Below are 13715 nucleotides of genomic sequence, written 5' to 3'. Positions count from 1 at the left end.
ATAGTATTAATGAAGTAGTGCCAATTGATTCGTCAAGGGCACTACTTTTTTGGTGAGGTCGGATTCATTTCAGTGCAGCTGGTAAACATCAGTAGCATTCCAAATAAAAAAGCAGTCCAAACTTTACATATCGTAAAATCTGGACTGCCTGTAATTTTCATATGCTATTCACTATAACCTGTTTATACTGTAGCTGTCGTCGTAACTGGTTGCGGGGCAATTTTTGCGACAATCACACTGTTTATAGCGTTAATATAGGCCATAGCCGAAGCTTTTAAAATATCCGTATCTGCTGCTTTAGCAATATAATTTTCTCCGCCGTATTCAATAATAATTTTTACTTTCCCTAATGCTTCCTGACCACGTGATACAGAGCTGATGTTGTATTCAACAAGCTTTACCTTGATTCCTGTAACATCTGCAATGGCTGAATAAAGGGCGTCAATTGGACCGGAGCCGACCGCACTTGACTTGAATACATCTTCCCCGCGGCGGATTTTTACGCTGGCAGACGGGAAGGCAGCGTTTGAAATAATCTGTAAGTCTTCAATATCATAAAACTGATCAGAGTAGGATTCCTTGTTTGGATTGTTCTTCTCTGTTTTTTCGTAGTAGCTTTCAACAATGACATATAGATCATGGTTGTAAACTTCCTTTTTCGAATCGGCCAGTTTCAGGAAGCTTTCAAAAATACCTTCAAATTCCTCGTCAGAGAAATCATCAAAGCCAAGTTTGGACAGCGCATTTTTCACCGCATGACGACCAGAGCGTGCTGTTAATACTAGCTCCATATCGTCTAGACCTACATCTTCAGGATGAACGATTTCATATGCATCACGCGATTTCAGTAAGCCGTCCTGATGAATACCTGATGAATGGGCAAAGGCGTTATCTCCTGTAATCGCTTTGTTCACTTGCACATCAAGACCCATAAAGCTTGACACTAAGCGAGATGTATTCATAATTTCTTTCGTATTAATATCTGTAAACACATCGTAAACGTCACCGCGTGTTTTAATCGCCATAACGACTTCTTCTAATGCCGCGTTTCCGGCACGTTCACCAATCCCGTTCATCGTCACCTCTATTTTATCGGCACCATTTTTAATCGCCGCTAACGTATTGGCAGTCGCCATACCTAAATCGTTGTGACAGTGAACTGAAAGCAGTACGGAATCGTCCAGGTTTTTCATTCGGTAGTTTAGTTTGGCAATCATCTCGCCCCACTGTTCCGGCTCGGCATAACCGACTGTATCCGGTACATTAATCATTGTAGCACCGGCCTTCATGACCGCTTCAATCGTTTTCCAAAGGTATTCAAAATCAGAGCGGGATGCGTCTTCCGTTGAATATTGTACTTGTGGCAGTAACGATTTCGCGTATTTTACTGCGTCTACCCCGATTTGCAGGATCTGGTCTTTCGATTTACTGAACTTCTTCTCCACATGAATATCGGATGTTCCTAAAACCATATGGATCATTGGATTATTGGCATATTTCACTGCATTATATACTGAATCAATATCATCTTTAACAGCACGGGCAAGTGCCGTAATCATCATATTCGAATTTTGGCCAACCTTCTGGGCCACAGCTTTTACCGCTTCAAAATCACCTTGTGAAGACGCTGGGAATCCGGCTTCAATAATATCAACACCGAGCTTTTTTAACTGCTGGGCAATTTCCACTTTTTCATATAAATTCAGTTTAGCCCCAGGCACTTGCTCACCATCACGTAATGTCGTATCAAAAACCCAAATTTTTCTACTCATTCTCATAACCCCTTTTCTTCTCAAATGATTTTAAAACAGTAAATAAAAATAAAAAAACTCGCCTCTATGAAAAATTCCATAGAGACGAGGTTAGACTCGCGGTACCACTCTAAATTGAATGTCCATTGCTGAAACATTCCACTTAACGACAAATAGTTTGCCTGTCTTTTAACGGAGACTTCCGACTTCCCTACTTAATTTCGGGTCGTAGCTCATGGACGAGTTCAACAGTTGTATCTGCCAGTTTGCACCACCCACTGGCTCTCTTAAAGTATACAAGCTATTTACTACTTCCAATCATTGCCTAAGATATTACCTTGAAATGAAGTTTACCGGCAATGAAATAAAATGTCAACACTTATTATCAGAAAATTTAAATTTCACTTTAGCGTAATGATGTTGAAATTCGCCAGGGATAACGTCTTACGCGCAATAAAATAAATTAAATTTTATCGCCATTGAAAATTGAATTTTTAACAATCGCATAATCAACGTTACGGATTGCAGATAATGTTTTACCACCTGCATATGAAATTGATGACTGCAGATCTTGTTCCATCTCAGTTAACGTATCGAAAATCGAACCTTTTGAATCAACATACATTTTCTTGCCTTCAACGTTTTTACGTTCGCCTTTTTGGAATTCCGATGCAGAACCGAAATATTCTTTTACTTGTTTGCCGTCGATTTCCACTGTTTGGCCCGGTGATTCTTCATGACCTGCAAAAAGTGAACCGATCATCACCATTGATGCACCGAAGCGCACTGATTTGGCAATGTCGCCATGTGTACGAATACCGCCATCAGCGATAATCGGCTTTGAAGCAGCTTTTGCACACCAGCGAAGTGCTGCCAACTGCCAGCCGCCTGTACCAAAACCAGTTTTAATTTTCGTAATACATACTTTACCTGGGCCAATCCCAACTTTTGTCGCATCCGCACCAGCATTTTCAAGGTCACGTACCGCTTCAGGTGTACCAACATTTCCTGCAATTACAAAGCTGTTCGGTAAATGCTTTTTAATATGACCGATCATTTCGATGACTTGGTTTGAATGACCGTGTGCGATATCAATCGTAATATAATCCGGTACAAGCTGAGCATCTTTCAGCTCTTCGATAAACGTATACTCTTCATCTTTTACACCGACAGAAATCGATGCAATCAAGCCTTTGCTCTGCATATCGCGGATAAATTGCGCACGCTTTTCAGGTTGGAAACGGTGCATAATATAGAAATAGCCTTGTGCAGCTAATTTTTCTGCTAATTGCTCATCAATAATTGTTTGCATATTTGCCGGAACTACCGGAAGTTTAAATGTATGGTTACCCAAAGTTACTGTTGCATCGCATTCTGTACGACTTTTCACTATGCACTTTGCAGGGATTAATTGAATATCTTCATAATCAAAAACTGTATCTATCATTTCACTACACTCCTAAATACGAACATTCTTCGTTTTTTTATAATTATCATTCGACATCTGTTACTTTACAAAACAATGAAAACGTTGTCAACCATAAAACGAATATTTTATTTAATTTTAATATAAATGTTCGGTTTTAAGGAATCTAAACAAATTTCTTCATTGTAAACGTAAAAAAATTTAAATTTCCCCTTGTTTATAAATAACTATTGTCCACTGACTCCATGCAATGTTTTAATAGAATTATTGAAAAGGAGTCGATGAATTGATGTTAGAGAAATGGTTGAACGTTCAGAATTAATATTGAGCTGAAAAATTGGCTCAATAATCAATCATTATTGGAGCTGAAAAACATTGGAACATTTATTAAACTGCATGAAAATTATCGGGGACGATACAATTCAACGTACACAATTAACACATCGTATTGAGCTAGTAAAAACCTTTCAAATTAAGAAAGGCATGAAAGTACTTGAAATCGGATGCGGGCAAGGTGACACAACTGTTGTATTGGCAGATGCCGTCGGAGAAACTGGCAGTGTCGTTGCCATCGACATTGCCTCAACTGAATACGGTGCACCAATCACATTAGGTGAAGCAGCAGAAACGATTTCACAATCCCCATTAGGACAGCGAATCGATTTTCACTATGAAACCGACTTTTTGCAAATGGTGTTCGAAGAGAAATTTGATGTCGTCGTTCTATCCCATTGTTCCTGGTATTTCGAAAGTATCGAACTGTTAAAGAAATACTTGCAAAAAATTAAGCAAATTGCCGATCGAATCTGTTTTGCTGAGTGGGATATCGATTATACATCGGACGCTCAGCGTGCCCATTTTTGCGCAGCCAATATAGCAGCGCTCTATACAGCATTTACAGAAAATGAAGGGAATATCCAAAATCTCTTTCATAAAACACAAATAAAAGAGCTAATGCTAAGCGAAGGCTTTTCAATTAAAGTTGAACAAACCGTCGATGCCAGCTATTTGCAGGATGGATCGTGGGAAGTTGACTACAGCAATTACTTGCTGAATGAATTCCCGGACGTCCCAACCAAAATTCAGTCCTTAATTCGCAGTTATGCCTATTTAATGAATGAGCAAACAAAGCCTATTCTATCGTTGAATAGTTTTGTACTGTGCGCTGATTTGTAAAATAACTCATAAAAAAGCATGAATGTTGTTAAATAACTCAACATTCATGCTTTTTGTGTATTTCAGAAATTCTATTTGTCCCTATTTATCGCTAGTTGAAATACTGCTAAGCATATACACAATTACTGACGAAATACTTTAAAGATGTTTAATGGTCCGTTTCATAAATTTTACTTACGTTAACATTTACAATGGAGCCCATTCGTTGGACTTTTACATATATGCCTGTCCAAGCCGAATAGCACTCTGGTTCCATATAATCACAACTTCTTTCGGATAGCTTGTGCTCATAATCAATAGTAATTGTGCCTTCCTTTTTACCAGTAGCTTTCACGCGAAATAGATTCGTTCCTGGATCCCTAATAATCTCGGCTATCTGTTCGGCGTCTTTCGTTCTGATTGTATGTTTTCCCAGGTTGAATTTTGGTCCTTCGTCATAAATTTCAGTAAGATTCTCTTTTAGCGTTTCAATATCATAATAAAATTTTGAATCATTCTGTTTCGCTTCAATTCCGTACCGTACTTCTTCCCCGTCCTCAAATTGAAGAGTAGCAATATACTGGGCGGGCTTCTCAATGTTAAAAGACACTACATCTATAGAACCTGTAAAGTCTTGTTCAAAAGGAACACTGTCCGACACCTTTTCCCCATCCATTGTAGAAAGTGAAATGTTTTGAAGCTTTTCACTTAACCAAAAGATGCTTACTTCTGTCGGTAAAACATCCTCTGTTTCTTCCAATACAAGCTCCAGTTCACCATCCACTTTTGTTATTGTGACATAATATTTTTTATATTTTATTTCAGAGGGGCTGGCGCTAGAAAAACCTAAAATATTGAGTTTTCCAATCCCTTCCTTCAAAGGCACCAGTTGAATCTTATCTTCCGTATAGCCCTCTTTTCCGTTCACGTTAATTGTTTTAAATAACCCTTCGTTTGACTCATCGTAAACAACCTGACTGATTCGCTTCCAATTAAAATCGCTTGCCTCGAGTGTTACCATTTGTGTCGGCTTTGTTTGTTCAGTCGCTCGTAACATTTTCGCCGCTTGTCCTCTAGTGATTGGAGCGTTCGGACTGAATGTAGTTGGAGACGTTCCGGATGTAATGCCAAGATTATAAATGATTAAAATATTAGAGCTGTGTGACTGGGCGTTCCAAATATCTTCGAAGGGATTGATATTCGATACTTCGCGTGGCAAATCAAACGCTTTTACTAGAATTGAAGCCATCTGTCCCCGTTTAATCGGATCGTTCGGCCCATACCGTCCATCTCCATAACCGTTGATGATACCTTCTTGTGCCATCGCAGCAATCGCTTTATAGTAACCGTTCGCTGTTGAGACATCTTTGAATCCTGGATTTTTTACGTCTTTTGTATCCAAACCAATCATCTTCGTGATAATGGCAGCTGCCTGTCCTCTCGTAATCGAGTTGCCGGGTTTGAAGGTGCCGTCCGGATAGCCTCCGATAATATTACGTTCTGCGAGTTCATAAACCGCTTCGGCATAGTGCTTTGATGGTGGAACGTCTGAAAATTGTACTGTGCTCTCGGCATAGGTACTGGTTAAAGACAGACTGCTTGCCATCAATAGTACACCGAATATCAAAATTATTTTCTTTATCACTTGCATTCTTCCTTTCTATATTACAATAGATTCTTAAAAAGAAGCGGGATTACTTGGGATGTGTCTTTTTCAAGAACAAATACGTCCTCCACTGTCTATTAAGCAACCTACAGACGGAAATATTCAAAAAAAGTTTCAAAGTTTATAGAAAGATTTTGCAAGATTACAAATATAAAACTATTTTTAATGCTGTGATGAAGAAAATCTAGTAACTGCCTTCGATAGAATTACAAATTAATGACAAGAAGATTTAACATATATGCATACTCATGACACCACGTGGCAAACTACCATCATGGAGGTGTAAACAGTGAGTACTAACAATAAGAACAATCGCAGCACGAGTGATGAGCAAGCAATAAGAAAGAACTTATCAAGGTCGCTTGATCACGAACTAGCAAACGAACCGTTGACAGCGGCCGAGAGACTTAATAACAAGAAAACGAAGAAGCGACAATAACCGCATTCCCCCATCTGGAGTAAGGTGGGGGCTATTTAATTCGTTTGCCTTTATAAGTCGCTACTACTTCCCCTATTTTTTCTCTTCTTTTTACCACCAAGATAATTCCATAGATAATAGGTAGACCAAAATAATGCCGGAAAAATAAAAATGGAAATCGATGAAACATACGGCTTTTCAAAAAAGTTACTTGGAGTACAATAAATGTACAGAACTATGATGATTAGAAATGGCACTAAAAGAATCCAGTAACGTATGTCTTTAAAAGTATTAAAACTCCACATATGATTCTCCCTTTTCAATAATATGTGATATTTCTTATAAACCAATCGTTAAGATTTAATATAATTCTTTTTACTTTCCTTGCATTTAATATACCGAAACAAAATCACTTCTTCCACAAAATACCGTTTTCCAAAATAAAAAGGTACGAATTTTGAATATTCAACATTCGCACCTTTTACTCGCTTCGATTATTTAACACCACTTTCTAAAATTTTGAACATCCTCTTTTCACAATCAATTTCTGCTTTTGCCCCATAAGGTAATATAAATTTCGGTTCGGTATGACCAAAGTTCAAGTTATATAATATCGGCAGATTTTCTAAACGATACTCTCTCATCACTTGAAGAATTACCTCTTTATATTCCTCATAATACTTCTCGTCCTGAGGTTTCCCGAAAATGATGCCATTTGTTTTTTGTAAAATGCCTTGTGCCGCATAATTTCGCAGCCAATATTTAATAAAATTCGGTCCAGGATATTCTTCAGAGGTTTCAAAGAATAGAATGCTATTGTCCCAATGTTCTTTATCCGGCCAAATGTCAGTTCCCTTAGCAAACTCCAAAACTTCAATACAACCGCCTATTAAAAATCCTTGCACTACACCCGTTCCCTGAAGTACTTCATAACCTGAATTTTTCCGCATATTCCTGCGACGGTTTTTATTTTCTTCTGTCCATTCCAAACGCTCACTCGTCCATTCGTTAGCAGGCTGAATTTGACCATTTATCTCATTGGAGAATAGTGTCCGGTTAATCATCTCAATAGTATATGGATTCATCTCCACATTTTCAGCAAAATCGGTTAAGACTGCAGGACCATAAAATGAAGAGACACCGGCTTTATGACAAAATAAATGCGAAATGGTTACATCCGAATACCCCATTAATATTTTCGGGTTTTTGCGTATGACATCTATATCAATATAAGGGAGTAAACGGATACTAAACTGAATTATCTTGAACAAACATATAAACAAAAAATGAATTACCAGTCATTAGCTGGACTATTTTTCAATAAATCCATCTGCTACTTATTTTTGAATGAACAATATGATGAAGAGTTTTCAAAAGTAAAGATTTTGTTGGAAATTTATGATGATCAAGCATTATTGAACATGCTTCTACAGAATTTTGAGGAGCTTCAGTGTCAATTAGAATTCCGACTATATAACCCCTCATCTCTTTAGATTTTAGATATAGGGTTGCCAAAAATGAGTTATACTGTAAAATTTAGAAAATACATATCTTATAGGCGGTGGAAATAGAAGATGAACTTCCCTATTGTGAAACAATATAGCAATGAATATCAAGCTCAAGTTGTAGATTTAATTCTTCATATTCAGCAGCAGGAATACAACATCCCGATAACTAAAAATGATCAACCCGATCTGTTCAAAGTAAAAGAATTTTATCAGACAGGAAACGGTAATTTTTGGGTAGCCATTTATAATGATAAAGTTGTTGGTACAATCAGTCTTTTAGATATTGGTAATAACCAGGTTGCATTAAGGAAGATGTTTGTGGATAAAAATTATCGCGGGGCAACTTTTAAAACCGCAAGTCTTTTATTAAACACTGCCATCGAATGGGCAAAAGAACATTCTGTAAAGGTTATTTATTTAGGAACTACACCTCAATTTTTAGCCGCCCACCGATTCTATGAAAAGAATGGATTTACAAGGATAGATCCTACCGAATTACCTGAGAGTTTCCCTGTATTACAAGTGGATAAATTATTTTATCAGTATTTCGTTCAAGTCGATTTAAAATAAAGGAGATATTGCCATTGAATAATAAAAATAAACTTAGTATGTTAATTGCCATAGTTGGAAGCATCCTGATATTAACAATTGGCGGTATAACTATTAACCAAATTTATAAAAATCATCAAGCAAATGAACTGATTATAGAGAAGTGCTTTGAAAACTTCGATAATAAAAATGGAGTGGTGATAAAAAAAGAAGGATTTTGGTCTCCGGTAATTTGTGAGAAAAAATAGCATAAAAAATTCAGGTCTTTTTATGCTATTTAAAACTAAATGCTCTAGGGATTATCAATTGCTATACTTGTCTATTGTATTCCTAATAATGGGATAAAAAATAAATAGTATCATATAAGCAGTAAATATAGCTGACAGGCTCATAATATTATCTTTAGTAAGATCACCATCAAATGTTTCATATATGTTCAAATGTAGAATAGCCAATAGAGCGCTAGACAGAATACTAAATACGCTATATCTCACTATATTATTTCTTATTCTATTATTACGGAGATACCAATTCCCTCTGGCAAGTATAAAAATGAGAGCAACTAATAATAATATGTACTTCATTCTTTACCCCCTCCACTTGTAAAGTTGAAATATGAATACGGTATAATATTATAAAACTATTGATGTAGAAATGATGATTGATAAAACTAAACATGCACTCCAAACACAGCCTAATAGGTTTTGATTATGTATATTTTTCCCTTGATGTAACTTTTCTAGGAGCTGAACTAAATTTAGAAACCATAAAATTGAGAATACTAAAGGAGCTACCAGACCTAATATTTCCATATTAACACATCCTTTACGATTGAATAACTTAGCGTTTATCCTGAAGGTAATCTCCTATTTGAATCGTCTTTTCAATTATTTCACCATCATTTTTCTTTTGCCATGAAATATGAAGCTTATATGTTTCAAAAATGCTTTCTAACTGCTCTCTAGAAAAATCCCTTGCATAAAAAATAAAGCGTAGGGTTTCCTGCTTAAAGCTGCCATTATTAAAATTGCTTAAGCTACTCTCCCCGTTCATATACATCGTTCCAACTTCTAATTCAATACCATCCATAAATGCCCCCCAATCAAAATCATGATTTACGGTTAACTTGTTAAACTTATTGCCGTTTAATATTTGATAATCGAAAACAATAACTGCATAATACTGTTCAATTTCTTGTTCAGTAAAGTTGCTTGCGTTATTACTCAGTTGTTCAAGCTCCTGTTCGTTAGGTTTTTGAAATTCAAATTGCAATTTATCTTCTATAGCAAGCTCCTCTTGCGAACAACTTACTAGTAACAGTACAGCAAGTAAAACAGCGAATTTTTTCATTGAACACCCCTATCTTAAAATATAAGAATTCCAACTAAGTTTTTTGTTTAAATCTAAAATCTCTGCGAAAGTAAGCGTAATTAAAAAAACTCATACAACCCTTTCACAAAATAATCATAGTCATCATCATCAACGATTTTCTCCCCATATCCTTCAAAAAAGATTTCATTATCTATTTCATCCTCAAAAGCATTAGGTTTTGGGCGTATAGCCAAGGAGACATCATATCTTGGGTCTCCGTATGCACCGCCACTCCAGTCGATAACCCCTGTAATTTTGCCGTTGTTGACTAAAACATTATCAATTGTAAAATCTCCGTGTATGAGTGTCTGTTTATACTCTTTCGGTTTATTATTTTTGATTTTTTCTAATAATCCGTCCACTTCATAATTTTTCAAATTATATTCCGCCTGGCTTAACTTCTCCTCTAGCCAAGGATGTTCACCTATTAATTCATCAGGACAATGTGTTGAATGAATTTGTCGTAACAGATTGCCAAAGTTATAGATGATTTCATGCCGCTTTGCCCTACTTATCTCGTTATATAAAGCAGAACGTACGGTTTCCCCTTCAACAAACTCAATTAGAGCCCAAGACTCTTTTACGGATACTCGTTCAACGTAATTCTTTACCTTAGGAATAGGTAATTGTGTTTTTTGAGTCAAACAGTTAATAACTGATACTTCTCGATTGAGCAAACCACAGTTTAACTCTCCCTTTGTTCTCTTTAGCGCATAAAGGCCTTGAGCATTTTCAATTAATGCTACATTGGAAGTGTAACCTTGTCGCGGAAAACTCATTGAATTGATCTTTTTAAGATACGTATGGATTTCGCTTGGAATTTCTTCAAGTGCAATTGGCAACAATGTGTCCCCCTCCTAAAGTAGATTAGTTGAAGAAAGATTTAACTTTCCTTTTATTTCTTGAATTATTTCATCGATACTTTTTCTTTCAGTATCTACATACTCTCCGAAGTCGTATTTTTCGAAGGCTTCTAGGCATTTATCGGTTTGTTGAAAACACCAGTTGCCTTCTTCCTCTCCGCGTAATCTTAACCTTTTGTAAATTGTCTCTTTACTTGCATTCAAACAAAAGTGAAAGGTTTGTCCATCAAAGCTTTTAAATCCGTTATAAATATAATGAAAGTATTCGAGATTCCGGATTGTCATTGGTACGATTAGATTAACTTTATATTTAGTAATTAATTTCCTCCCCATATCAACGGTTACCTCTTTCCATAAATCCAGATCTTGAAAGTCACCCGTGGGAGATTCTGTTCTTTTTATATTAATGGGAATCACACTTCTTAACATGTATCCTATTTCTTCAGGGTCATAAATCATACTATTTTCAATTTCGCTCAAAAGCCTATTTGCAATAGTAGTCTTACCTACACCAAATGCTCCATTTATCATGATAATCAACACATCACCCCCTTACCACACATTGCTTGTTTGCGCTCAATACTACAAACTGACCGTCCATATTTTATAAATGATTTGACCATTGATCCCTTTACCTCTATATTCTGATAAAACGACTAAATCCATAATATTTGCCGCCATGATTTGATCTGATATCACTCTCACCATCGCAATCATTCTCTCATGGTCCCAAACCGTAAATGCCCAAGTTGAATTTTCAAAGATAAGTGAGTATTTTTCTTTTTGCCATGATGGAATATTTTTTGCCCATCCCGCGTCTTTAAATAAGTACTCAACAAAATCAGCTGGAATTCCTTTAGTACCTTCTCTAATGACGAAACTATTATAATATTGATACAATTGCGGTGCCCCCTTGCATTGCTAGATATTACATACGAATAAAAATATTTGTCATTATGGTTCTTGAAAACCCACTGTTGCCATTACAAATATGATAAGATAGCTAATTAAACCAATTATATTTAATCCTAGTAATGTAAGTCTGATATACCCTTTCACACCAAACAGGGCAAATAATAAACCTAATACCCCTATTCCAAATGGTAAGTATAAATTAGGAGCAACAATTAAGTTAAAAATCTTTTCCTCCAAACGAAAAGGCATTTTATTTAACAAGGAAATTAATGCCAAACAAATAATCGCGGAAATGACTGAAAAAATTACTTTCAACTAACCAACACCCCATTCTCTCCATTAAATTATTTATTGGAAATCCATTCATAAAGAATATCAGCTAAATTCTCTTCGTTTTCGTGCCCTCTGGATTTGATTTTAAAGCCGTTCTTTTCATAAAATCGCCGCGCATTTTCATTTACTTCAAATGCAGTTTCACTACTTTTCCTCCTTAGCAATTTCACTTTCATCCCCCGATTTATTTGCAGTGTCTTTCCAACGCTTCTTTTTAATGAATGTGTAGATAGTTAAAATCACGCCAATAACAAACATCACAATCGCATTGAATGCCAATATTATCGCAATAAAACCTCCTGCAAAAGCGATTCCTTCTCCTGTACTATCCGGATCGGTATTCGTTCTGTTAAAATAATTAATTCCTAAAGCTACAAAACTATAAACAATCACCGGAACTAAAAGGGCTATAATAATCGCCGAAGCCCATAAAGGAAAGTTCCTTTTACGGTATAAATACACTGCTAATCCATCACAAATTAAAATAGACAATAAGATCACCAGCCATACAATAGCATCTCCGCCCATAAAAATCACCTTTCTTAAAAAGCAGCAAATCAGTTCATTTTTTTTCAATTATAAGCCATATTTACTTGACCACTTGTGCATAACCAGGTCAGAAAGTGTAATTTCTATAATAGGATCTTCAGCAATATTTAAAGTTACCTCTCTATCATGCGGGATTACATAAAACCCGAAGGAATCACCATCTTTATAGTTTAACCCACTTCCAGATGTATATATTTTGAAAGTGCTGCCACGATAAGTTGCTTTGGCATATGCTCTTAAACCGAAAGAAAACCCACCCTGTACTCGTTCATGTACAATACCTGATACCAATGTCGCGCCATATAAATTATATTTACCACTTGATCTAAAAGACACGTCGTAATTTGCATCATCTGAAATAAAAACATTCGATACGTAAATCTGATGTTCACCATCATCATAAAGTATCTTACCTACGTTACTTTCAAGGTCACTTAAATCAATTAATACCGAATACTCACCCTCTATAGGTTTTAATTCAAGGGAATAAAACTTTTCGTTATTAGCAATATCACCGATGTCATAAAACCATAGATTAATGGCACCGGTAATCCGTAAAAGAAAAACCGTGATGGGAAAGCCTATTATGATGCCTTTTAATAGTAAACGTTTCTGTTTCATGACTTCCCCCTAATTGGCGTTGAACCTATTATTTCATTTCGCTAATTTTACGGCTTTCCAGAAATATAATAACCGCATAAGAAATAATCAGTACTATTCCAATTAAAAATGCGATAAATAGACCGAATGTCCCATTTAAGCCGACCCATCCGATAGTGAACGTAAGGAAAAATAGTTGATATCCTAAACCAGCTATTATTATTGCAATGGGTACATTAAAGGGAAATAAGAATTTCCACGCAAACCCTAAAAAGGAAGCTGACAATAATATTGTAACTAAAATGATATTGTGGAATATACCCCAACGGAAACCTGCGCGAGACTGCCCTTCTTCACCAATGGTAACCTGTGTATTTAAGTCATAGAGAATCATCCAGGCTGTAATAATTCCGACCAATACAATGAAAATGAATGTCACCCAGTTTATCGTTTTTAGCGTATTTTTGTTTTTCATTTTTCCTCCTGAATCCGAAATTTTTAATGCTTACAAAGAAAAAGACAAATCTGATATTTTATTCTGTTTAACTGATTTATGTTGAAAATAAAATAATGCGCTCTATCTCTTACCATTTTACAATTAATAACCAGTA

Annotated in this window: 15 protein-coding genes, 2 pseudogenes and 1 other annotated feature; of the genes and pseudogenes, 4 read left to right on the top strand and 13 right to left on the bottom strand. The window is 36.0% G+C overall.

The genetic code is table 11. The features are described 5' to 3' along the window. Positions 1-182 precede the first annotated feature (182 nt). Positions 183-1772, bottom strand: a complete 1590-nt coding sequence (locus MKY71_RS08160; RefSeq protein WP_340732157.1) for a 2-isopropylmalate synthase — start codon at positions 1770-1772, stop codon at positions 183-185. Between the two features lie 77 nt (positions 1773-1849). Beyond that, positions 1850-2082: a binding site (T-box leader), on the bottom strand. Between the two features lie 132 nt (positions 2083-2214). Beyond that, positions 2215-3195 carry a GMP reductase gene (gene guaC, locus MKY71_RS08155; RefSeq protein ID WP_340733620.1) on the bottom strand — a complete coding sequence of 327 codons (981 nt, stop codon included), beginning with the start codon at positions 3193-3195 and terminating at the stop codon, positions 2215-2217. 357 nt (positions 3196-3552) lie between these two features. Between guaC and MKY71_RS08150 the strand changes: the two genes are divergently transcribed. Next, positions 3553-4353: an SAM-dependent methyltransferase gene (locus MKY71_RS08150; RefSeq protein ID WP_340732156.1), complete on the top strand. Its 801-nt coding sequence runs from the start codon at positions 3553-3555 to the stop codon at positions 4351-4353. A gap of 148 nt (positions 4354-4501) precedes the next feature. On the opposite strand, the gene MKY71_RS08145 is transcribed toward MKY71_RS08150, so the two are convergent. Then, positions 4502-5977 carry an S-layer homology domain-containing protein gene (locus MKY71_RS08145; protein ID WP_340732155.1) on the bottom strand — a complete coding sequence of 492 codons (1476 nt, stop codon included), beginning with the start codon at positions 5975-5977 and terminating at the stop codon, positions 4502-4504. A 310-nt stretch (positions 5978-6287) separates the two neighbouring features. Here MKY71_RS08145 and sspO point away from each other — a divergent pair, with 310 nt between their 5' ends. After that, positions 6288-6437, top strand: a complete 150-nt coding sequence (gene sspO / locus MKY71_RS08140) for a small acid-soluble spore protein O (protein ID WP_340732154.1) — start codon at positions 6288-6290, stop codon at positions 6435-6437. Between the two features lie 473 nt (positions 6438-6910). Here sspO and MKY71_RS08135 read toward each other — a convergent pair. Further along, a pseudogene (locus MKY71_RS08135) lies at positions 6911-7666 on the bottom strand (S66 family peptidase); the annotation flags it as partial. Between the two features lie 324 nt (positions 7667-7990). Here MKY71_RS08135 and MKY71_RS08130 point away from each other — a divergent pair. Together MKY71_RS08130 and MKY71_RS08125 are read left to right on the top strand one after the other, a co-directional pair. After that, the gene (locus MKY71_RS08130; protein ID WP_340732153.1) at positions 7991-8494 is read left to right on the top strand and encodes a GNAT family N-acetyltransferase; all 504 of its coding nucleotides are present in this window, start codon (positions 7991-7993) and stop codon (positions 8492-8494) included. A 14-nt stretch (positions 8495-8508) separates the two neighbouring features. Beyond that, entirely contained in the window at positions 8509-8721 is a 213-nt protein-coding gene (locus tag MKY71_RS08125) for a hypothetical protein (protein ID WP_340732152.1), read from the top strand. A gap of 384 nt (positions 8722-9105) precedes the next feature. On the opposite strand, the gene MKY71_RS08120 is transcribed toward MKY71_RS08125, so the two are convergent. From MKY71_RS08120 to MKY71_RS08075, 9 genes and pseudogenes are all read right to left on the bottom strand, one after another. After that, complete coding sequence (locus MKY71_RS08120; protein WP_340732151.1) at positions 9106-9285, bottom strand: hypothetical protein; 180 nt, start codon at positions 9283-9285, stop codon at positions 9106-9108. A gap of 28 nt (positions 9286-9313) precedes the next feature. After that, positions 9314-9823, bottom strand: a complete 510-nt coding sequence (locus tag MKY71_RS08115; protein WP_340732150.1) for a hypothetical protein — start codon at positions 9821-9823, stop codon at positions 9314-9316. Between the two features lie 80 nt (positions 9824-9903). Continuing rightward, the gene (locus tag MKY71_RS08110; protein WP_340732149.1) at positions 9904-10689 is read right to left on the bottom strand and encodes a phosphotransferase family protein; all 786 of its coding nucleotides are present in this window, start codon (positions 10687-10689) and stop codon (positions 9904-9906) included. Between the two features lie 12 nt (positions 10690-10701). Further along, positions 10702-11238, bottom strand: coding sequence for an AAA family ATPase (locus tag MKY71_RS08105; RefSeq protein WP_340733619.1), 537 nt, complete (start codon positions 11236-11238; stop codon positions 10702-10704). A 78-nt stretch (positions 11239-11316) separates the two neighbouring features. Then, positions 11317-11607, bottom strand: a pseudogene (locus tag MKY71_RS08100) (GNAT family N-acetyltransferase); the annotation flags it as partial. A 54-nt stretch (positions 11608-11661) separates the two neighbouring features. After that, positions 11662-11937, bottom strand: a complete 276-nt coding sequence (locus tag MKY71_RS08095; RefSeq protein ID WP_340732148.1) for a hypothetical protein — start codon at positions 11935-11937, stop codon at positions 11662-11664. A gap of 162 nt (positions 11938-12099) precedes the next feature. Then, positions 12100-12531 (bottom strand): hypothetical protein, encoded by a 432-nt coding sequence (locus tag MKY71_RS08085; RefSeq protein WP_340732147.1) that lies wholly within the window; start codon positions 12529-12531, stop codon positions 12100-12102. Continuing rightward, on the bottom strand, positions 12532-13125 hold the full coding sequence (locus MKY71_RS08080) for a hypothetical protein (RefSeq protein ID WP_340732146.1): 594 nt from the start codon (positions 13123-13125) through the stop codon (positions 12532-12534). It abuts the gene before it with no gap. A gap of 28 nt (positions 13126-13153) precedes the next feature. Beyond that, the gene (locus MKY71_RS08075) at positions 13154-13579 is read right to left on the bottom strand and encodes an RND transporter (RefSeq protein ID WP_340732145.1); all 426 of its coding nucleotides are present in this window, start codon (positions 13577-13579) and stop codon (positions 13154-13156) included. Positions 13580-13715 lie beyond the last annotated feature (136 nt).

This window comes from Solibacillus sp. FSL W7-1324 (genome assembly GCF_038008025.1).
Classification (GTDB): Bacteria; Bacillota; Bacilli; order Bacillales_A; family Planococcaceae; genus Solibacillus.
The sequence above is the reverse complement of the archived record's forward strand: the minus strand, read 5'-3'. Positions and strand labels throughout refer to the sequence as shown.

Bases quoted from the DNA above. Each gene is read 5' to 3' on its own strand.
- MKY71_RS08160 (WP_340732157.1), bottom strand. From the start codon at position 1,772: ATGAGTAGAAAAATTTGGGTTTTTGATACGACATTACGTGATGGTGAG.
- MKY71_RS08130 (WP_340732153.1), top strand. From the start codon at position 7,991: ATGAACTTCCCTATTGTGAAACAATATAGCAATGAATATCAAGCTCAA.
- MKY71_RS08120 (WP_340732151.1), bottom strand. From the start codon at position 9,285: ATGGAAATATTAGGTCTGGTAGCTCCTTTAGTATTCTCAATTTTATGG.
- MKY71_RS08115 (WP_340732150.1), bottom strand. From the start codon at position 9,823: ATGAAAAAATTCGCTGTTTTACTTGCTGTACTGTTACTAGTAAGTTGT.
- MKY71_RS08105 (WP_340733619.1), bottom strand. From the start codon at position 11,238: ATGATAAATGGAGCATTTGGTGTAGGTAAGACTACTATTGCAAATAGG.
- MKY71_RS08080 (WP_340732146.1), bottom strand. From the start codon at position 13,125: ATGAAACAGAAACGTTTACTATTAAAAGGCATCATAATAGGCTTTCCC.
- MKY71_RS08075 (WP_340732145.1), bottom strand. From the start codon at position 13,579: ATGAAAAACAAAAATACGCTAAAAACGATAAACTGGGTGACATTCATT.